The sequence below is a fragment of the Halomicronema sp. CCY15110 genome (assembly GCF_016888165.1).
Lineage (GTDB): Bacteria > Cyanobacteriota > Cyanobacteriia > Phormidesmidales > Phormidesmidaceae > Halomicronema.
The window spans coordinates 1-18,911 of sequence record NZ_JACSWC010000425.1; the positions used below are offsets into that span (position 1 = coordinate 1).

At 50.1% G+C, this 18,911-nt stretch carries 22 protein-coding genes; 3 read left to right on the plus strand and 19 right to left on the minus strand.

Features of this window, described 5'->3' with window-relative positions; translation table 11 throughout:
* The 15 genes from JUK32_RS23325 to JUK32_RS23395 form a co-directional block, all read right to left on the minus strand.
* The coding region (locus JUK32_RS23325; RefSeq protein WP_204141272.1) for a hypothetical protein at positions 1 to 698 on the minus strand (698 nt) is incomplete at its 3' end.
* 27 nt (positions 699 to 725) lie between these two features.
* On the minus strand, positions 726 to 1,109 hold the full coding sequence (locus JUK32_RS23330) for a hypothetical protein (RefSeq protein ID WP_204141273.1): 384 nt from the start codon (positions 1,107 to 1,109) through the stop codon (positions 726 to 728).
* 4 nt (positions 1,110 to 1,113) lie between these two features.
* Entirely contained in the window at positions 1,114 to 1,422 is a 309-nt protein-coding gene (locus JUK32_RS23335; protein ID WP_204141274.1) for a hypothetical protein, read from the minus strand.
* 14 nt (positions 1,423 to 1,436) lie between these two features.
* Entirely contained in the window at positions 1,437 to 2,639 is a 1,203-nt protein-coding gene (locus JUK32_RS23340; protein WP_204141275.1) for a M23 family metallopeptidase, read from the minus strand.
* A 159-nt stretch (positions 2,640 to 2,798) separates the two neighbouring features.
* Positions 2,799 to 3,590, minus strand: a complete 792-nt coding sequence (locus JUK32_RS23345) for a hypothetical protein (protein ID WP_204141276.1) — start codon at positions 3,588 to 3,590, stop codon at positions 2,799 to 2,801.
* Positions 3,591 to 3,636: 46 nt separating this feature from the next.
* Entirely contained in the window at positions 3,637 to 3,837 is a 201-nt protein-coding gene (locus tag JUK32_RS23350) for a hypothetical protein (protein WP_204141277.1), read from the minus strand.
* The gene (locus JUK32_RS23355; protein ID WP_204141278.1) at positions 3,812 to 5,521 is read right to left on the minus strand and encodes a hypothetical protein; all 1,710 of its coding nucleotides are present in this window, start codon (positions 5,519 to 5,521) and stop codon (positions 3,812 to 3,814) included. The genes JUK32_RS23350 and JUK32_RS23355 overlap by 26 nt, the downstream gene beginning before the upstream one ends.
* Positions 5,522 to 5,526: 5 nt before the next feature.
* Positions 5,527 to 5,766, minus strand: coding sequence for a hypothetical protein (locus JUK32_RS23360; protein WP_204141279.1), 240 nt, complete (start codon positions 5,764 to 5,766; stop codon positions 5,527 to 5,529).
* Positions 5,767 to 5,794: 28 nt separating this feature from the next.
* The gene (locus JUK32_RS23365; RefSeq protein WP_204141280.1) at positions 5,795 to 6,103 is read right to left on the minus strand and encodes a hypothetical protein; all 309 of its coding nucleotides are present in this window, start codon (positions 6,101 to 6,103) and stop codon (positions 5,795 to 5,797) included.
* A 21-nt stretch (positions 6,104 to 6,124) separates the two neighbouring features.
* Complete coding sequence (locus JUK32_RS23370; RefSeq protein ID WP_204141281.1) at positions 6,125 to 6,340, minus strand: hypothetical protein; 216 nt, start codon at positions 6,338 to 6,340, stop codon at positions 6,125 to 6,127.
* Between the two features lie 4 nt (positions 6,341 to 6,344).
* Positions 6,345 to 6,542 carry a hypothetical protein gene (locus tag JUK32_RS23375; protein WP_204141282.1) on the minus strand — a complete coding sequence of 66 codons (198 nt, stop codon included), beginning with the start codon at positions 6,540 to 6,542 and terminating at the stop codon, positions 6,345 to 6,347.
* A gap of 51 nt (positions 6,543 to 6,593) precedes the next feature.
* On the minus strand, positions 6,594 to 6,812 hold the full coding sequence (locus JUK32_RS23380; protein ID WP_204141283.1) for a hypothetical protein: 219 nt from the start codon (positions 6,810 to 6,812) through the stop codon (positions 6,594 to 6,596).
* Between the two features lie 3 nt (positions 6,813 to 6,815).
* Positions 6,816 to 7,043, minus strand: coding sequence for a hypothetical protein (locus JUK32_RS23385; protein ID WP_204141284.1), 228 nt, complete (start codon positions 7,041 to 7,043; stop codon positions 6,816 to 6,818).
* 247 nt (positions 7,044 to 7,290) lie between these two features.
* The gene (locus JUK32_RS23390; RefSeq protein WP_204141285.1) at positions 7,291 to 7,482 is read right to left on the minus strand and encodes a hypothetical protein; all 192 of its coding nucleotides are present in this window, start codon (positions 7,480 to 7,482) and stop codon (positions 7,291 to 7,293) included.
* Between the two features lie 72 nt (positions 7,483 to 7,554).
* On the minus strand, positions 7,555 to 8,211 hold the full coding sequence (locus JUK32_RS23395) for a hypothetical protein (protein WP_204141286.1): 657 nt from the start codon (positions 8,209 to 8,211) through the stop codon (positions 7,555 to 7,557).
* A 202-nt stretch (positions 8,212 to 8,413) separates the two neighbouring features.
* Here JUK32_RS23395 and JUK32_RS23400 point away from each other — a divergent pair, with 202 nt between their 5' ends.
* The 3 genes from JUK32_RS23400 (at position 8,414) to JUK32_RS23410 (ending at position 10,430) form a co-directional block, all read left to right on the plus strand.
* A complete protein-coding gene (locus JUK32_RS23400; protein ID WP_204141287.1) occupies positions 8,414 to 8,941 on the plus strand; it encodes a hypothetical protein in 528 nt (175 codons plus the stop codon).
* 67 nt (positions 8,942 to 9,008) lie between these two features.
* Positions 9,009 to 9,344, plus strand: coding sequence for a hypothetical protein (locus tag JUK32_RS23405; RefSeq protein WP_204141288.1), 336 nt, complete (start codon positions 9,009 to 9,011; stop codon positions 9,342 to 9,344).
* 609 nt (positions 9,345 to 9,953) lie between these two features.
* Positions 9,954 to 10,430, plus strand: coding sequence for a hypothetical protein (locus JUK32_RS23410; RefSeq protein ID WP_204141289.1), 477 nt, complete (start codon positions 9,954 to 9,956; stop codon positions 10,428 to 10,430).
* A gap of 1,461 nt (positions 10,431 to 11,891) precedes the next feature.
* Here the strand turns inward: JUK32_RS23410 and JUK32_RS23415 are convergent.
* The 4 genes from JUK32_RS23415 to JUK32_RS23430 are packed head-to-tail and all read right to left on the minus strand — an operon-like array spanning position 11,892 to position 18,842.
* Positions 11,892 to 15,641: a tetratricopeptide repeat protein gene (locus tag JUK32_RS23415; RefSeq protein ID WP_204141290.1), complete on the minus strand. Its 3,750-nt coding sequence runs from the start codon at positions 15,639 to 15,641 to the stop codon at positions 11,892 to 11,894.
* Positions 15,638 to 16,846: a hypothetical protein gene (locus tag JUK32_RS23420; protein WP_204141291.1), complete on the minus strand. Its 1,209-nt coding sequence runs from the start codon at positions 16,844 to 16,846 to the stop codon at positions 15,638 to 15,640. Before JUK32_RS23420 ends, JUK32_RS23415 begins: the two co-directional genes overlap by 4 nt.
* Complete coding sequence (locus tag JUK32_RS23425) at positions 16,843 to 17,808, minus strand: MoxR family ATPase (protein ID WP_204141292.1); 966 nt, start codon at positions 17,806 to 17,808, stop codon at positions 16,843 to 16,845. Before JUK32_RS23425 ends, JUK32_RS23420 begins: the two co-directional genes overlap by 4 nt.
* Positions 17,805 to 18,842, minus strand: coding sequence for an effector-associated domain EAD1-containing protein (locus JUK32_RS23430; protein WP_204141293.1), 1,038 nt, complete (start codon positions 18,840 to 18,842; stop codon positions 17,805 to 17,807). The genes JUK32_RS23425 and JUK32_RS23430 overlap by 4 nt, the downstream gene beginning before the upstream one ends.
* Positions 18,843 to 18,911 lie beyond the last annotated feature (69 nt).

Sequence of the window (18,911 nt, forward strand, 5' to 3'; positions counted from 1 at the left end):
GTGATGGGAAACCGTTTCGCTTCTAACCGCTGAGCAAAGGACTCGGCGATCGTGTCCGCTTCGAGCAGGCTGAGTTGCTGCGCTTCGGGCGGGTCGGCCTCGCCTGCGGTGCATCTCAGGTAGTGCTCCAGAATGGCAAGCTGACGCACATCGCCACGGCCCCACCCACTGCCATCGACTGACGCCGCACCCTCACGCTCACAAATCCAGAGCTTGCGCCCATTCACCCGACCGACATGGACAGGCGTTCCGGTGGCAACGAACTCAGAGAGATGAGCAAATTTCCACTCGTCTGTGCCGCCGAGGAAAATCACCGAGGCCGACTCCGGCACATCTTCCGGGCGATGGCCGTTCTGGACGGCAAAGGCCAGAGGGATGCCCAGGTCGATTAGCTCCGGTTCCCAGCGTTGCCATAGCTTCAGCGTGGCTTTCGGGTCGAACGGCTGATCGGGGACGACCAACCATTTGGGCGGTTTAGGGAATGAGGTCGCTGCCGTTACATGCTGGCGGAATGCCGTCTCATCCCAAAGGCGATTACCTGCGGTGGCGGCAAACTTGCCGTTATCGAGAGCATAGGCAAGATGCGGATAGACGGTGATGGTGCTCCCTGGCGACCAGAGATGGCCCAGCCGTTCGGGGTAGCGGCCCGCCCAATAATGAATCAGCCATTTTTTCCAGTTGGCGGGTAGGACTTGCATTGTGCCCTCCATAAAAAGTTCTCAGCATCAAAGCGAAAGCGAACAAGACTGGAGCTTCACCGAACAAACGCAACCGTTAAATTTCCTCGCCTCTCGATGCGCCCACTCACGATCACCAATGAGCTTGGCGTCCTCCTTCACAGACCAAAGAGGCATCTCCTCGCCAAGCGGAAAATAAACACCTGACAAATACAGATTCGGGTCGTTTAAGGACTGAACCAGGTACGTTTCAGTGGCTGGCGGCGGAATCTCGATACCGGGAAACTCTACAAATCCCTCCAGCCGCAAATCCCAGACCTTGTTTTCTTGCCGATCGCCGAGCACCTGTCCGGTTTGGCGTTGAGCGATCGCCAAGGCGCGGTTATCGGTCTCTTGGAATATTTGGTCTTTAAAGAACAGTACGTATCGCATCGGTTCACCTACTTAAAAGCCGATCTTCTTGCTTGTCATCCGTCAGGTTTGAAGGCTTGGGTTCGAGGAGACCATCGGGAGCATTCTCGATAGGCTGATATTCGCCATCACCAGGGCATAACCCATGAACCTGCGTCAGGCGAGGACTGCTGCCATCCGAACAAATCCCGTCGCTCAAGGGATCGGCCTGCTGCTGTTCATAGGCAGCTTTAACTTCAGGCGATAGCTGCCAATCAGGAATGGCGGCATTAGGGGCCGGAGTACACCCGTAAATCGTGGCGGTCGTGAGTATGGCTAGAACTAGGCGTTGCATGAAATGTTGTCTCCCTACTTGTCGCGGCTCTCTTCTCGGAGTTGGTCTAGCTTGCTCTTGGCATGGTCGATCGCGCCTTGTCGTCGCTTTTGGTCGGTAACTGTGTTTGTCCACGTTCCGCCCAGCCCAGGCGCGTCAAGCTGGCCGCTTTGCGGATCAATGAACGATGCGGCCCTCGCGTCAATAATTTCCTGGGCAGTGGGGTCCGCGCTGGGGAGGCGGTCGATGTATCCCCCCTCGCCCAATGCCGCCAGTGGAGCTTGGTTGTAAAGGTCAAGGCCATTCATCAGCGCGGCTTGGGAGAGGGGGACGCCAAACTTCTCGACGGCCTTGCCCTGTAAAATCTGCTCGGCTTCGCGAATCTGGCCCAGCTGATAAGCGTTGGCGTCTTCCGGCGTCGCACCCTGGTCGCTACTGAAATAGCCCTTATTCGTGCCGCGACCAGGGCAGGTGCCGCGAATCACGCAAGGATCGGCGTGACCTTGATAATCGGCATCGGGCTCCAACGTATGCCAGTCCACGGTGCCCTCTGCGGCCCCAATCGCCTTTTTGATTTCCTCGTCACTGAGCAGTGGCCCGGCTGCTGCCGTCATGGGCGCAACCGGACTGACGCCTGCTTCCCAAAAGGCGATCGCCTGCTCCATGATGGGCTCAGTCTTGGCCCGGTTGGTGCGATCGCCATCGGGTGGGGTGATTTCGACGTGCAGATGCGGCCCGGTACTATTCCCAGTTGACCCCTGCACCATAAAGGCTTGGCCCTTGCGAAGGGTATCGCCCTGGCTCACCCACACTTCCGCCGCATGGGCCACAAAAAACTCGTGCGAATCTTCGCAGTAAAGATCAACAAAATGGCCGTAGCCCCTGGGGTCGTAGCCGACATCGATCACCGTGCCATTACAGGGCGCGGGGACACCCACGTAGTCCGAATCGGTTGCGGGATCGACCAGCGTGAGGTCGTAGCTGCCCGCTGGAGACTCGTCATAGTAGTAGGGTGCGTAGACCGTGAGTGGTTCAAACGGTGCCGCTTCGGTGGCGATCGCCTCGAAGGCAACCTGCTCATTGCCGTAATTGGGATGGAGCACACCATCAATGGCCTGGTTCACCTGGGGCACCAAGATCGTTGAGGCGATCGCCGCTCTGAGCACCCACTTTTTAGGGGGCAGTAGGCTACTCAGATCGAGTCGATGGGTGTGGTAGTGGTATGTGGTTTGCGACATGGCTAAAATCGACCACCCAAAAGACCAAATGAAACGTCAGGAAGCCAGGGGCACAGGCATTGGAGATCGCCAACAGCGCTAATAGCTTGGTGCCCCTGGAAATCGAGTTCCACCGCCGCCGCCAGCGGTAACGCTTTACCAGTTGGCGTCTGCTGTTTTTCACCATTGCGATGCGATACTCTTTCCTTCCTGCAAGCCCTGGTCATAGCCGCCTTTTGCTAGAGCCGCCTCATATCCACGGGCTTTTTCCATCCGCCGCTTCAAGATGGCTTCCGCTTTTCGCAGTTCCGGAATACTCTTACGAGTGAGCGCGATTAAACGATCCGCCAGGATAGTGATGAGTTCATCACCCAGACAGAGAAACGTGGCACAGGCCAGCGGAAATAAGCTGCCCAATAGCGTAATGACTGGATTCAGAAAGCCTGCCAAAAACGGCAAATTTTGCTCCAGGGGAATCGTGAACGCTTGAGCAATGGCGACCCCCATTTCCATGCCGCCATACATATTGGTGCCAAGCAGGTTTGTCCCGATATTCACGATGTAGAGACAGACGGCAGCAAAGACCAGCAGAAAGATACCGATGTATTCGTACCAATCCACTTTGCCATTGCGGTTGAAGTCAAGTTGAAACACTTTTTTGGCATTCCCGGTAAACACACAGGCATTCACCGCCATCTGAACCGCGCCAATCAACACGCTAATACCAAAAGCCAGGTTTTGGTTCTCCATGTAGGTATTGAAAGACTCGTAAGTGAAACGAGCATCCCAGATGATAATGAGCACCGACGCGACATAGAGAAACCGGAAAATAATCAGGCGACGCTTGGCCGCTTTGATGTCCCTCAGTGAAGCATCATGCTCTGCTGCTAGTTGGTTGAGGTAAGCCCTGGCTTCTTCATCATTAGACTGCCTAGAGCGGTTGGGAACAGGTCTAGAATAACTGTCAGACATGGTGATAATTCCTGTTAGTAATTGAGCTGATTTGTGTGAGCGAAAATTAGAAGCACCCAGCGGGGCGGCTGAGTGCGGGGTGGCCCACCCGAGCGGCATCACCCGACGCCACCCGATGCCACCCGACGACCACCCAAGACCGTATATCAAGGCACCCGAGCCACCCGACGACCACCCGACAATCACCCAGCGGGGTGGAGCGGGGTGGGCGCAGGGTGCTCTTACGGAAGTACGAAATACTTGTCATTAGCCTTGGGGATAATCAATCCCTTCATCACAGCAGCGTCACAATATTCGACAAATTGAGAACGCGACCGACCCGTTTCTTTGAAACGATTAGCGGCATGAAAAGCCTCGTAGTTAATCACAGCACCCCGCTTCTCCTCTAGCCAATTCAAGAAAGCCGACAGGCCAGGGTACAACCCCTCCTCAACAAACGTTTCTTGGTGCGAAGCGGGCACCCCAACCGATACCCCTTCGACCACATTGGCTTGCTGAGCCTGGGGTAAATCGGCTGATAATTCTGCGCCTCCCAGGGGTCGCCACTTGTCATCAATGAAGCAAATTCGATCCGCTGCAAAATTTCCTTGCGGCGGCGGAATCGTCACCCCTAAGTTGTTGTTTACCTGGTCAAAGCAAGGATAGGAAAACGTGATGGTTTGACCTTGCCAGTCAACTGCTTTAGCCGGATTTACCGCGACCAGAACCGGGCCTAAGTTTTTGACCGATTTACCCGCATCAGTCATCGAACCCGCGACGATCCCAGGGGCGATTGTCCAGATGGTCTTAAAGCGCTTTACGCCATTCGAGTCCAGCCCGGAAATGATGCCTGCTAGCTTCGTCATGACCGGCTCTAAGAGGGCAGCATACTGATTGGCTTTATTCGTCACGAACTTCCATTCATCGACCACGATGATCGAATCCTTTTTGTCCTTGAGGTAGGCATCAATGAGTGCCAACGAATCTTCGACGGCCTGCTCAGCTTCATCCTCATCGGCAATCAGCAAGTCAGCCTTCACTGAACGCACCGCATGAGCCCAGTAGTGGGCATCTTCATCAACCTCACCGCCGAAATACGCTCCTAAGTTCAGGTGGTAGATGCTCCAACCTTGCTCCGCCAACTGGCGGGTCACGACCGCCACCAGGTTGGTCTTACCGCTGCGCTGACCGCCATAAATGGCGCGAGAAACGGAAGGCGAGCGCAGCAAGATTTCCACGGCAGTCTGGGAGTCTGCCGCTTCCAGTCGGTCGTGGGACGGTACCACCGCTGGTTCATAGCGCTCCGCACTGGGTTCGTTATCCTCAAACGGCTCCCATTCCTGGGCCAGCTCCCGCACCCGGAGCATGAACTTGCTGATGAAGGGATGTCCGGCCCAGAGACCGCCAATGACAGTAACCAGCATCAGAAGGCCGACAAAGCCCCCATCACCAGTCGGGGCGCTGCTTGCTCCTGCGTTGAGTAACTGAGAGGCCCGCTCTCGATTGGCCTGAAACGGGTTATCCCCGGTTGGTGCGGTTGAAGCTGTCGCCACTGGCGCTCCTGGCATCGCTTCCGGGACGGCATTCGCCTCCACCAGCAGGCGGTCTCGCTCAACGGGCGAGATCAGCTCGACGATCGCGCCGTTTTTCACGCATAAGCCTGCTGCTTCTAGCCAGCCATAAGCTTCGCTATCCGGCAAAAAGTCTTCCAGGCCGTACCACTGCATGAACTGACCTCGGCGATCTTTTAGCCCCCACGCCGTCCAGCCCGGTGCATCACTGGGCTGCTGATCCAGCTGGCGACAAGCTGGACGGTAGGCATAAAGATGCTCTAGGCCCGCAGGCGGTTGGCGCTGATCAGGGTGGTAGGTCGCCTCATCCGGCAATTCGACCGCCAGCGCTGGGGCCAGCGGCACGGTTAAGGCTAGGAGGGTGATGGTGTTTTTCCACATAGCCGTTACCCCCGAAACACAATCGTCAGGATGCAGCCCAACACCATGCCAATCAGCACGCTCATCGGGCTCAAGTTGATTTCGATTTGGGTGTTGTTCCACCCCATCTGAGGCTGAATCTCCAGGAATCCCACCAGTTCAGCACTTTCACTTAACGCTGCGGTGCCGTTGGTGGTCTCCGGCAGGGGCGGCAGTTGAGCTTGAGCCCAGCTCGGATCAGCGGGTTCTAACGGTTTTTGTGACATGGTTGTGGATGCTCCTGAAATTAGGGGTCTAGAGATTCCGGCGATTATTCAAGGCTTTGAGAGCCGCCAGCGCCAGCAGGGTGAGGCAGTAGGCCCAGGCGAGGGCGTGAATGATGGGCGCGAGCCAGTTCAGCACCACCAGCCCCGCAGAGATGATCACCGCAGCGGCGAGGCCCTGTCCGGCAATCAGGGCCGGGGAAGCGTCGTAGAGATAGCGCACTAACCCACTCCAGCCGTCCCAGGCATCCAGGGCGCGATACTTGAGGGCCATCCACTTGCGCCAGAGCCAGTGTTTGATGTCAATGCGTTTAATGCGCCAGGAAAGGGGGAGTCGCATGGTGATTGCAGTTCCGGTGATTCAGTTGCGAAAGGAGGATTCGTCCGCGATCGCTTTGATTAACTGCCGTCCGATGTCCAGCAAGGTTTTGCCCTGATAGTCCAATCCGCGATAGCTGGCTTCGTAGATGGAGAGGGCATCATTGCGCTCGATGGCGATGCCAGCCTCGGCAAACAGGGCATTGAGGCCATCGAGCGTGAGCGATCGGTTGTTGTTTTGCTTAGCAGTGCTCGTCATGCTCTCAGCTCTGTAAGTGGTCGTTCAGGCAGTCAATGGCGGTATAAAGGCTAGCGGCAGCAGTCTGCACGTTCGTATCTTGCAGACCCTCAGCAAGGCAATGCTCCAGATAGCCCAGTTCGATCACCAGGCGTTTGGTAATCGCCCGAAGGCGTCGTTGATGGGCCGTTAGGCGAGGGGCTCTAGTGGTCGTCGTTTGCATCGGTTCCAACCTTTGGTAGATGGGGATAAACGGGTCAGGCCAATCAACGCTTTAGCGGCCCTGATTGGGGCTGAAAACAGAGTCAGTCAGGTCGTGCAGTGATTCGTCGGCTTGCTCGCCCAAGAAGCGGGGCGCTGATTCCTCGTGCTCTCGCCGGAATTGGTATTCCGCGATCGCCGCTTCTAGCTCTGTACTGTCGAAAACTTGGGAGACTACGTTCTTGGCAACAATCCAAAAGCATTGGTATTCGCTCAATTCAGGTGTAGGCATAGATCAGTTCTCCGGTTGGGACATAGATAGTGAGATCGCACTCGCAAGACCTAAGCCACAAATCCCTGTGCTCACTATCGTTCTCTCGCTAGCACGGTCTTTCTGGGCTTCACTGCCCGCAACCAGGCCAGCCACGCCAGAGCCGATAATGCCAACAGCGCCACCCGCGATCGCGATTCCGGACAGGGTGGATAGAGTGCGGCGAAGGTTGATTTTGCGAAGATGAATCATGGGTTTTACTTCCGTGGATGGCAGATTGGACAAAGCTTCCGTCCGTTTTTCCGGCGTTTGAGTTGGCGCTCAAGCTGCCGCGCTTATGCTTCCGAGTCGGGCCAGAGCCGCACTACGGCAAACGGGATTTTTCGGGCTCTGGCAACCTCTAGCAGCTTGGGGCCGGGGTTGCTCTGGTGCGTTTTCAGGCGATCTAGCAGGTTGATTGCACTGCCGAGATAGTGCTGGCAGGTGTGTTTGGGGCTGATCAGTCGCTCGAAGTGGAGTAGGTAACAGCCTGCGAGGGATACAACATCGCGGCGATCACAGCTGTGCGTCCGTGTTGCTGGACTAGCGCGTTTCCCACGGCACCGAGGCCGTGTTGTTCAACTAGGGCTTGCAGGGTGGTCTCAAGGTCGAGCGTTTCAGTGGATTGGAGTTCGGGGGTGGTTGTCGTCATGGTTTTGAGGGGTAGACAGCAGGAAGGGGAGAGCGATCGCGAGGGCGATCGCGCCCAGCAGAAGCGGTAGATTTACGAAGCGGTTGTGCTTTGGGCGACGGCTTGGGGCTTTCCCAGGTCTTGCAACAGCTCCATCGACTCTTTCAATTCGGTGGCTTGCTCGCTCTGTTGGTAGGCAATCTCACGAGACTTGCGACGATAATGCTGAGCTTGGGCCTTCAGGTCATCAACCTTTTCCGCAACTTTTTCGTGGGCCTTCTTTGACTGTCTGAGTTTCTGTTGGCGGCGGGCAATATCGGCATTCATGCCTTCAATCAACCGATCTGCATGGTCGATGAATTGATCGACGACAGCCATAGGGTCATCAATATCAATGCAAGTCACCGAGTTGTCCCTGAAATTTTCTAGGGAGTAAGACTGCTGACTGAGGTCAGGAAGAATGAGAGGCGTACTGTGGTTACCAACCTCGACGGAAACAGGCACCGAAACTGCTGCTTCAAAAAGATCAGGAACTTTCGCTTGTGAAGCCCTGTTACGAGGTTCACCTGCATACCGAAGAAGAATGTCGCGTTCCTCGTCATTGAAGTAACGGGTCTTGCCAATGATTTCGCCAACCTCTGCACCTTCGGCTTTTTTGGCCCGTCGCAGCCATTCTTGGACAGCTCTCTTGTTAACTCCATGAGCCGCAGCAATGGAGGCCAAAGTGTGCGGCTTGAGTACGTTTTGCATATGTCTCACCTATGAAAAGCATCAATGTGTTGCATACGTTTCACTTGGAGCTCGTATGAACTAGGAGAAATATAACATATGTTTGTATAGAATCTACAATGTGTTGTATATTTAGTTCAGTTGAGCTTGCGTTTTGCACAAGGGGGTGGATACAACTGCCATGACATGCGAAAATTTGTCATTGCATTCCAGTGATGACGGGATGAGCAAAGACGTCAGAGTTGCCTATCTATATATGGATGAGGTGACTAGAGAGCGATTTAATTTGGCGAGCGATCGTATTGGATGGGCTAACAAGAACTTAGTCCAGCAGTGCGTTGCAGCTTTTTTCAAGAAGAACCGCGAGTACTACATCAACGCGGCAAAACTTGATTACGCTGCTCGCAACATGGCAGAAACGGAATACTACACAGAGCTTAGAGACGGTTCAATAGAAGGGCTGTCTCCCTATCGAGGGGAACGTCCCGATTTTGGAACAGCTCCTTTAGACAGCGTTCCAGATATCCCAACATTGAAGGAGAATAAGCAAACTTATGGTGTTGTAAGGTTTTCAGACTACAACAGCGTCTTATTCAAAGTGGCATTAATCGTAGACCGTGGGGCAATGATCCAAGTTCTGTCAAGGATTGTTAGGCAGCATTTTGACAGCTACTGGGACTTAAATTACGGAGTTCAAATAGCCTTAGACGACGCTAGAAGATTTGAAATAGACGGACAGCCCGATGATTAGGACGGGCTGGTCTCACAGGCTCGAATACAGCCAGCATGTACTCTGCTAGTTGATTAGGAGAAAAATCATGAACGAATCTGCTGTTTACAAGGCGCTATCAGCCATTCTGAACACGCTGGGGACACCTGATACAACATTGCATCAAGAAGCACTCGCGGCTTACCAATCAGATGATGCCGACAAGCTGCGATTACTCGCCGCAACCAATCTGGGGGATCACTTCTGCCGCAGTTTGGGTTACGCCGTCTCTGCGAAAACCAAACCAGGACTACCGACTGTAGCCGTCGTTTTAGCTGAAGCAGCTAGGGCCGCCGCTGACTTTGCGCGAGAAAGAGAGATGCAGAAGTTGAGCAAAGCGATCGCGGACGCTCTCGAATCTCACCCCGATATGGCAACCGCTTAATGTGGCAGATGTGGTGCAGATGTGGTGCAGATGTGGTGCAGATGTGATGCATGCTCACCGCATAGTGTTCAACATATGCACAACACTCTGTAAAACGTATGGTGTTGTTACGAATGACAGACTTGTCCATATCGAATCTACCTGCGTAGGGGCAGCAGACAGAGCAACATCTTGACCGCATGAGCGATCGCATGGAGCAGATGACCGCTGTTTTGCAAGAGGAACGGCTTCAGCAAACAAAAAACTTTAACGAGTTAAGAAACGCGATCGCAGCCATTAACCCAACTGGTAAAACGACAACTCGCTTGCCAATGCCCCCACAGACCGTAAAAAGATGCGGCATCTACAGGAAGCCAATCAGCGCGACCTGATGAGTTTCGAGCCGCAGTCCGAATTGCGTTAGACCGAACGTCTTAAGGACGAACACGATAGCTGATAGGCATTTGACCGATCAGCAAGACGACAAGATTTTGAACCAACAACAATACCTCACCTAGTCATCACCCATACAGCGGGTGAGGCTCCTGTTGTAATGCCAATTTTCGATATCGAGCCCTCAAAGAAGTGGGCTCACTGCTTGATCACCTTACCCACAAGTGAGATTTAACCATGAATATTACCCAGCTAATTTTTCTGCGTCCTAGAGAGACACCGCAGTCTTACAAAGACGAGGGCCATTCTCTCGAAATCGGCCTGATTCCCTTGCAGAATGGTGATACTCGCCGTTGGGACGACGAGGTGTGGCAGGTTGCTCACGTTGAAACTTATTCCCCGTCCATCGCGACCAACAACTGCTTCCAGGTGGCGATGTTGACGCCTGATGGCACCATTACCCAGCCAAATCCGCTACGAGTCGGCGATCAGCGCTTGATGTATCTGTGCATCAGCAGTGAAGACTTTGCTTTGGCTTGGCCCGAGCCTGCCGAATGCTTGCCCGAAATTGGCAGTGAAGCACCTCCGTTTGAAGGTTGGCAGGTGGATCGGATGCAAGAGTTTGAAAGCGATCGCACCGAGGCGCTCTACGATCGCGTCCTCGTTTGTTGGTGTATTCCGATCAGTGCTGAGTCAGATGCAACAGCAGCCTGAGTGCTGAGCTGAAATATCGCCGCGTTCCCTGGCTTCTTGATATGGGCTGATTCTCTTCACCTTCGATCTGCCCTGCTTCATGCGATTGAGTCAACATTTTCCAATGCAATAACCGGAGTCCAACCATGAAGGCGGCTAACGGCACCGCCCAATCATTCAATTTGGGACACCTCCAGTGATAGCCTGTCTTCCATCTCCAGCACTCACAGCTGATCCCCTCGGTCAGCGCCTATGGCACCTTTTCGGTGGTAATCCCTGGGATTTTTAGAAGCGCCAACGCCTGCACCAGGAGATAAACCCCAGTGGCGCACGGTCAAGAACTATCCGTTGCGAGTTCCCCCTCTTCCTCGAAAAGATCCTCTAGAGAAGGGGGTGTGGGAGGAGTTGCGACAATTTTCACAGGTTCCAGCCACACCTGCTGAACCTTTCCTTCCTTATCGAGAAGCTCATGCGGCGATTCAACATAAAGTTCAGGCTCCAAAGGTCATTGGAGCAGGTTCAGCAATTGTTAGCGAGCATTTTCAGGGGCGCGATTGCATCTGGGAACTCCAAGAACATGAGTTGACGACGTACCTGTACCACTTGCAGGTGGCGGCACTGGTTCCCAAACAAGTGTTAGGGAACAAAACAGCTAATTCTTGTCAAGAATATACCCTAACAGTTTTATTGACTGGCTCCCAGGTCTGATTCCGCTTTATCCACCACACGCTGAATCCTTTGTCACGGCCAGATCAGCAGAGGCATCTTCACCGATCGCGATCGTCTTGCCAACTCGTCAAATCATGGCATAGTTCCCGAAGTGTCGCTTGCGATTGAGGGGAGTCACCGCAACTGGTTGTAGAGTCTCCAGGATTTTTGGGGTAACCGGGGGTACGTTGCTCATCGTTCTAGATCTCACACAAGTCACTGAAGTAATTGGTTTGGTAGCTGGTAGCCTATCCTCGCTTTTGCTCGCTACGACCCCCAGCTACCTGCTCTCTGGATCAATTGTGAACCCTGAGGCGGAAGTGAATCTTAGCGGATTGCACACCTGTTCACATTGTCAGCAGAGCTTTTCGCGGGCAGCTAACCTTTGCGCACCATCTCGTTGAGGTCGCAGGCTGAGCCATCACAAAGCGTTAGGGAATAAACTTACTTTTGCTATATCCCTTTATTCCCTAACGCTAACCAGCAAAATCCAAGTCGAGGTCATTCGAGCTATCCTAAACTAAAGAGAGCTGCGTACGCCAAAGGCACAGGTATGATATTACCGTTTCTGGGTAAGAACCCCGACTTTTTATCCGCAGTGGTGTTGGCATTGAGCGATAATATCTTCTGCTCTAGGAAGGCTAACGGACGTTTTTCGTCAGGAGTATTGCCCATCACAAACCTGACTTTGGACGGAATGACTTAGCCGGTGCGGCGTACCCGTCCCAAAGTTTTCATCATTGCGCGCTACCTGAATCGCGCTAAGGAATTTCTCTACTCTGCCAGCTTTTGCTCAACTGCTTTGAATAGTTCATCAAAGTCCGATTCTCTGTGCATTTCCGGCGTAAGGGTATTCATGTCTTTGAGAATGTCGATGAGTCCGGAGATCGTTCCTCGAATCTCGGTGTATAAATCAATGTCATCGCGGAAGCCTTGTAGATTGGCAGCATTTACTGTTCTCATGGCTTCATTCAGTTCATCAATTTGATCTTCCCAATACTGGATATATTTGATGCGCTGAACGGGTTTGTAGATGTTGGCATCACCAAGGACTATCGGGAAAATGCGATCGTAAAATGTACCGTTTTTAGCAATCTGCACCAACTCATACATGCAGTTTTCAGATTTGAGATATTTCTCACTGATCACGGCCACCACACATTTTCCGCGACCAATGCGCTGCATGAACTCTTTAATGCGTCCTTTGAACCCAAGATCTCGCTTGTCGCGTACTAGCGTGATGCCTTTATTCTGGAATGCCTGATCTAGCTGATTGACGATGGCTTCACTGTCGCCACCCCAGGCATAGGAAATGAACACTTCTTTGTTAGATTGAGAAGTCTCGTTTTGGTTATCAATAGGAATATTGGAGCTTTGTGTGGGATTGTCTTCAGCAGATTGCGTCAGGTTCTCCAAGTCAAAACCAAGTCTTCTTGCGACTTCAGCTAGCTGTGGGTTATTTGAATTTTCAGCCAGTGCTCCCCTCATAAGTGATTCGAGTCGCCCTGTTCTTTCAGCCCACCGAATAAGATTAAACACTATCTCAGAGAAATCAGAACCACCTGCAATATTAGGAAGTGCTTCGTTCAACTCGAAACTTACCATTCGAGATAGAGAGCTTTGATCAAATGAGTTTAGTAAAACCTCATAAATCTCGCGTCTTTGACTCTTCGACAGTTGCATAAAATCGTATTCTCCTGGGACTATTTCATTTTCATTTCTTGAAAGTACTTCGTTCAAAGCGTCTTGAATTGTGCCTAGTCCAGGTCCGGTCGTGCTTTCTGCCCAAGTTAGCAATGCATACACTCTGTCACCCTGTGATGCTGATGGTGAGGGAATCAATCCTGCTGGCGGGTTGAGCAGTATCAGCAGGTCGTTAAAGTCTTGGATTGTGAGACTAGTAATTTTACGACTCAGAGCTAAGCGTTCGCGGGGTGTTAAATTCACTTTACTTATTTCAGATAGTGCTTTGACCTGCTCAATCGGTATGCCGTTAATCTCGGTCAACTCGTTACTTCGAAAAAGCGTCTCAATAGTTCGAAATCCACTCTCTCCTCCTTTGAAGGTCAAATAAGTACTGCCATTTTTACAACTTCTATCAACTTCTTCTAAACTGCGATCCTTGGAAAGCTGTCTGATTTGGTCAACGATACTATCAACAAAGCGCCCATGATCGAATGTATTTTCAAGAGTATAGTCAATAACAATTTGCCAATTAATACGCTTTGTACGTCTTCCAGGAAATTTAGGTTTGTTTAATTGGATACGTTCTTCAGAAGAATTTTCGTCTGGAAAGCTTGGTCGAGATCTCATTCGGTCTCTCGACCCGATAGCAGATAAGAGCTGCTTCTTAGCTTCTACTTCTGAACTATCGACTAAATCCACATATATAAGGGTTCTCAGAAAACCCGTAGGTTTACAGTCTTCTACTCTGACGGGAATCAGTTTGCGCTCGTTAGCTTGTAAACTTCCCGAAAATGCTGCCAATATTTCAGGATTAGCGGAAGAGGCCCTAGAGTAAGCTTCAGAAAGGACAACCAAACTCCTCTCGCACTGGATACGTTGCACCTCTTGTAAAAAGTTGCTACCAGGACGAAAACCCTTGATATCAATAAAAACAGAATAACCTTCCTCCTCTAAACACCAAGCTATCCATTTTGCCCAAGGCCGATCGCTTGCAACGTAACTAATGAAAAAGTCTCTAGTAGGAGAGCTTGCAGAATCTGGTTGAGATTGAGCGCTATCACGATTTGAATTACGTACAATCTCTTCTTCGTATACAGCTAAGTCTTCTTGCGTCCAACTGCCAGTCTCATAAGTATTGATTCCCTGCCGTCGGTAGAGTTCTTCGAGCAGTTTTGCATTCTCAACTACTTCAGGATGATTAGCGCCTAGCAATCTCTGACGTATATCCAAAGCTTCTCGATAAAGAGGCCCTGCCTCTTCATAGCGTCCCTGAGTAAAATAAAGAGTCGCTAAATTACTCAGACTCTTGGCGGTATAGCGATTCTCTTCACCAAATAAGCTTCGCCGCATTGCGAGTGCTTCCAGGTATAGAGATTCTGCCTCTTCGTAGCGTCTTTGAGCAAGATAGAGAGTTGCTAAATTGCTAAGGCTTTTGGCAATGTATGGATGTTCATTTCCTAGAAGCCGTTGACGCATCGCTAGCGCTTCTTGGTAAAGCGGCTCCGCTTGGCTGTAACGCTCTTGATCACGGTAAAGAGTCGCTAAACGGTTGAGACTTTCAGCTACATCAGGGCTTTCATCTCCTAAAAGCCGTCGTCGCATTTCTAGCGCTTCTTGGTAAAGCGGCTCTGCATCGCTGTAGTGTTCTTGATTGTGATAAAGGATAGCCAAATCATTAAGGCTTTCAGCTACATCAGGACTCTCACCTTCATATAGTTGCTGCCTTATTAGCAGTGCCTGTTGATAAAGAGGTTCTGCCTCACTATAGCGTTCTTGATCACAATAGAGATTGGCTAAATTGCTGAGACTTTCAGCTACATCAAGATGTTGTTCTCCCCACTGACGTTGACGTATGGCTAGTGCTTGTTGGTAAAGAGGTTCTGCCTCACCATAGCGTTCTTGATCACGATAGAGATTGGCTAAATTACTGAGACTTTCAGTTACGTAAAAATGCTGTTCTCCCCACTGACGTTGACATATGGTTAATGCTTGTTGGTAAAGAGGTTCTGCCTCGCTATAGCGTTCTTGTCTCTGATAAAGATTAGCTAGATTATTTAAAGTAATAACGATGTCGGGGTGGGCATCTTCTAGCAGTCTCTCTTGTAGTTTTAGAGCTTCTTTGTAATACACAATAGCTCCCGCAAGATTACCTTCCGAGACTTGAGATTCTGCTAGTTCATTATTGTGATCGATTTGACGAAGCACTTCCTCATCATAAGCAAGATCAAAATCAGAGAATCTTTCTTCCTCGGGCGTTTTTGTCTCCAGAATCATGCGTTGCTGTTTCTCTATCCCTTGCCGCATAATCACATACCATTCCCGCTCCACCCCTTTCCCCTTTGCAGCCTCAGCTTCAGCATGTTCCAACCATTCCGAAGCCTGATTAGGTGCGAGAAATGTCAGTGCCGTTAGCTGCTGAGCCCGTTCAAGGCCAACCCGGTTTTCCCAACCAGAATGGTGAACGGTATATTGCCAAAGCAAAGTCGCAATTTCATTGACACGGTCAGTATTTTTGTAGGTCTTAACCAGGTCCTCTAACAAACAGTTGCGTACCGCAGGCTCTATTTCATACAGCCCTTCGTCAACCTTTTCACAGAGCGACGATACTAAAAAGTCAAACTCTATCCAGTACGGGAGTGGTTGCCAGTTACCATTGTTTTCTTCAGGCGGATCAAGGAAGAAGTTGATGCGGATGAGATGCAACAGTTCAGGCGTCAGGGCTACAGGCAGTGCAGCATGTTGAGCCAACCGCATGGCATTATCGCCATAGTCACTAAACTGAAGGCGATATTCTGCCAGCTTTCTTGCGGCTCTTTCTCTTTGCTCAGTTTCAGTCATAGTGGCTTCTCCACAGTGTATGGCTGTCCTCGCAAAACGTTTACCGCTTGGTGCAACCCTCTACGATTGAGTGAAAACATAGGGATATGGCGAGACAAGGCAGTCGCCGTACTCTTAGTCTTACTGCCATCCCAGTGATTTTTAGGTAAAGGGTTTAACCAAACGTACCGTGTTGTATGAGCCCGAAGCGCCTTAAAGAAGGCAATTGTATTCAAGAGTCGCTCGGCGTTGAATTGTTTTCTAGCGGCCCCTGCATCGCTCAATATTACGACCGAAGCATCATTTGCATGGTTTTTGAGAACTGCTTCAAGTGAGATTAAGTTGTAAAGCTCAGGGTCGAGATAGAGATCTCCTTCGGTTACGGGTTTAATTTCCGGCAAAACGGGATCAAGCGGAGGGAAAAAAATATCTTCGAGTGCGTCAGATTCTAAAACAGAATCATCAGCCCCTTCGGCAGGCGAATTTTGAAAATAGAAAACAGGTAACTCCTCGAAACGTCCTGCCTCCTGCATGGCAGTGCAAACTTCGTCACAGAAACCATGAAACGGTGTCATAGAACCTTTTCTATCAATGAGGAGGAGAACCTTCGCGATATTGCGTCGCCGTGGACGCATCACAAGTGACGAGGCGACACCAACCCTGCTGCATTTTTCAATGGTGCCTTCAATGTCTAGCTCAATAGGCGGTCCAGTACGGGTGGGTCTTCTCAGACGACGCCAAGCTTGTGCGACCTCTCGATAAGTCACTGGATACTGAGGCTCTAACACGAAAGGACGCTCAGCGACCTTTACGTCTTTGAGCGAAATTGGTGGCAGACCTCCTCTAGAGTGAGCCTGGGGCAGTTCTGACTCAGTTTTGTTATGGTCAGATTCATCATCTTCTTCAAGATCAAGAAGGCTTGTCGAATCAGGCTCATCTTTTGAACTAGATAAATTATTAGCTTTCACATCCCTCTCAAGCTCCCAAGCTTCCTCAACGGGAGCCAGTTGGTCGAATAGGACAAAGAGCGTTTCTTGTTCCCGATAGGATTTCGCCCACAACTTAGCACACAGTTCCTTCAGCGCTTGTTGAGACGACCATCCAAATCCTGCATTGAGTGCTAATAAAAGCGCTTCGTAATCTTGAGGGCCAACGACAAACCCTCTACGACGTAATCGCAGAAAAAGCTCCCACAGAAAACTAGGTAGAGGGGATGACTGGCTCATGACTTGCTAAACGCCTCAACCACTCGCTTGCGATCGCTTTCATCTTTGATTAATGCCCCTAGCTTAGGCAGTTCCTCTAATTTTTCCACTGGGGCATTAACGGCTTCTAGATAGCCAACCCAGTCCAAGAGTTCGCTAAGACCTGGGCGTTTTGTAAGATCTAAATCACGAATCTTGAGAATGATCTCAGTCGCCTTTTCACTCAATGGCTGATTACGAATATTCTGCGTGGCTAGTATCTTTTGTAAGAGAGCTTGTGACTGAGGAAACTCAATATAGTGGAAAATGCATCGGCGTAGAAAGGCTGCTGGTAGTGCTTTTTCCTCATTATGAGTAACAAACACAATGGGTCTTAGCTCTGGTTTATCACCAACAGCAAAATGCATTTCGGATGCTTCGGTGACGCGAAACTCAAGACGATCCAATTCCCAAAGTAAATCATTTGGGAAATCAATATCGGCTTTGTCAATTTCATCAATTAAAACAACCGAGCGCCTGCCAAGCTGAGCCCGCTTGATTGCTCTTCCCAAAGGTCCTAAGTCTATATAATTTTTTATATCTCGCGTTCTCTGCCTCTCTTCAGGAGGAAGCTGTGCATCGTAAAGACGATTAACAGCATCATAGGTATACAGCAAGTCTTGAGCGCGACTAGTAGACTTGACGTAACTCTCTTCTAACGGGAGACCTAGCGTATACGCAACTGCATAAGCCAAACGGGTTTTACCGCATCCGGGTTCGCCTTGCAGCAGTAAAGGGCGGCCTAGAGCGATCGCCAAATCGACAGCTTCTTTTAGCCCCTCATCAGGCAAATAAAATTCTTTGAAAACTTTTTTCTGCTTAGGTTGTGATTCAGCATCTAGCTCTGCTTCAGGATCTTCAATCCATTGAAATTCCGGCAACTTGTCATATTCCTCAACAAGCGTAGAAAAGTTAACAGAGGTATCAATATCACGTCTTGTCATGCGCTTACCCTATATCTGAGTTCATCAATAAAATCATCTTTATCACTAGGACCTTGCCCCAATAATTGAATGGTTGTTTCCAAAAAACGATATACAATATCGATTTTTAGATCCTCATCGCTTGGATGCATGCATTTCTCCTTCATACAATCCATCCAAACATCTTCCCAAAAGAATTCTCCCCAATTAGAACTACTTTTTATAGGGGCAATCCAATTCCAAATATGATCTCTATTAAACTCAGGAGATGGAAATCTCAGTGAACTATCTGGAAAAATAGGTTTGTTCTCCCCATTCATGAAGATAACTAGACGGCTTTCAAAATTAAAGTCCTCAAATTCCCTATCCAAGGCCTGCCAAAACCTGTTGGCATATTCAGCATTTTCTAGGTTCGAACTAATTCGGATACAATAAATAACGTCTCTTTTCTTGGAAAGATGGCCTTTACACTCTCTTTGAATCACCTTTGCAATGTCATCCGCACTGAGTATTGGATCTAATTTCTTGGCATTAATCTTTTTGGATTTTCCTCGATCCTTATTCATGGAATCGAGTCTTTGCCTTAATCGTTCACAAAACGCAAGTCGAAATTCTTCACTATTGCAGGGTATAGCGATGCCAATGAGTCCAGTATTGAATTCACTTTTTAGTAATTTTTGTTTTACATCATCCATCAAGCCAATAAGATCAAAGTCTCCAACTTTCGGAAACTGATAAGTCCCTTCTCTGAAAGTAGAGGCTGATTCCTTCTCAAGCTCTTCGGATTGGAACTGGAGATGCAGTTCATAAAAACTTTTAATTTTAGAGTTGTTCGAGTTTTTTTCATAGACGCTGCAGATAAGAGTTTCAAGAAGGCCATTCTTCTCACAATGAACGACTAAATCGAAAACTGTATCGGAAAAATTTTTTCCACCAGCTTTTTCTTCGAGAGAGAAGCCAAGCCCAAAATAAGCTATTTGTCTTAAATCTCCTTCTGAACAACCATCCAATATTGCTTCATAAAGTTCTTTAAGTTGATCAAAGCGAAGTTTCATTCCTTAACAACCAACATCACTGGGCTCGTATACTCGTATAAGAATCTACCCCTTGATAGCAGATTTTTC

Bases quoted from the DNA above. Each gene is read 5' to 3' on its own strand.
- JUK32_RS23425 (WP_204141292.1), bottom strand. From the start codon at position 17,808: ATGACAAGACGTGATATTGATACCTCTGTTAACTTTTCTACGCTTGTT.
- JUK32_RS23395 (WP_204141286.1), bottom strand. From the start codon at position 8,211: ATGCAAAACGTACTCAAGCCGCACACTTTGGCCTCCATTGCTGCGGCT.
- JUK32_RS23370 (WP_204141281.1), bottom strand. From the start codon at position 6,340: ATGACGAGCACTGCTAAGCAAAACAACAACCGATCGCTCACGCTCGAT.
- JUK32_RS23330 (WP_204141273.1), bottom strand. From the start codon at position 1,109: ATGCGATACGTACTGTTCTTTAAAGACCAAATATTCCAAGAGACCGAT.
- JUK32_RS23405 (WP_204141288.1), top strand. From the start codon at position 9,009: ATGAACGAATCTGCTGTTTACAAGGCGCTATCAGCCATTCTGAACACG.
- JUK32_RS23390 (WP_204141285.1), bottom strand. From the start codon at position 7,482: ATGACGACAACCACCCCCGAACTCCAATCCACTGAAACGCTCGACCTT.
- JUK32_RS23410 (WP_204141289.1), top strand. From the start codon at position 9,954: ATGAATATTACCCAGCTAATTTTTCTGCGTCCTAGAGAGACACCGCAG.
- JUK32_RS23380 (WP_204141283.1), bottom strand. From the start codon at position 6,812: ATGCCTACACCTGAATTGAGCGAATACCAATGCTTTTGGATTGTTGCC.
- JUK32_RS23360 (WP_204141279.1), bottom strand. From the start codon at position 5,766: ATGTCACAAAAACCGTTAGAACCCGCTGATCCGAGCTGGGCTCAAGCT.
- JUK32_RS23350 (WP_204141277.1), bottom strand. From the start codon at position 3,837: ATGACAAGTATTTCGTACTTCCGTAAGAGCACCCTGCGCCCACCCCGC.
- JUK32_RS23385 (WP_204141284.1), bottom strand. From the start codon at position 7,043: ATGATTCATCTTCGCAAAATCAACCTTCGCCGCACTCTATCCACCCTG.
- JUK32_RS23400 (WP_204141287.1), top strand. From the start codon at position 8,414: ATGAGCAAAGACGTCAGAGTTGCCTATCTATATATGGATGAGGTGACT.
- JUK32_RS23335 (WP_204141274.1), bottom strand. From the start codon at position 1,422: ATGCAACGCCTAGTTCTAGCCATACTCACGACCGCCACGATTTACGGG.
- JUK32_RS23420 (WP_204141291.1), bottom strand. From the start codon at position 16,846: ATGAGCCAGTCATCCCCTCTACCTAGTTTTCTGTGGGAGCTTTTTCTG.
- JUK32_RS23345 (WP_204141276.1), bottom strand. From the start codon at position 3,590: ATGTCTGACAGTTATTCTAGACCTGTTCCCAACCGCTCTAGGCAGTCT.
- JUK32_RS23365 (WP_204141280.1), bottom strand. From the start codon at position 6,103: ATGCGACTCCCCCTTTCCTGGCGCATTAAACGCATTGACATCAAACAC.
- JUK32_RS23340 (WP_204141275.1), bottom strand. From the start codon at position 2,639: ATGTCGCAAACCACATACCACTACCACACCCATCGACTCGATCTGAGT.
- JUK32_RS23415 (WP_204141290.1), bottom strand. From the start codon at position 15,641: ATGACTGAAACTGAGCAAAGAGAAAGAGCCGCAAGAAAGCTGGCAGAA.
- JUK32_RS23375 (WP_204141282.1), bottom strand. From the start codon at position 6,542: ATGCAAACGACGACCACTAGAGCCCCTCGCCTAACGGCCCATCAACGA.
- JUK32_RS23355 (WP_204141278.1), bottom strand. From the start codon at position 5,521: ATGTGGAAAAACACCATCACCCTCCTAGCCTTAACCGTGCCGCTGGCC.
- JUK32_RS23430 (WP_204141293.1), bottom strand. From the start codon at position 18,842: ATGAAACTTCGCTTTGATCAACTTAAAGAACTTTATGAAGCAATATTG.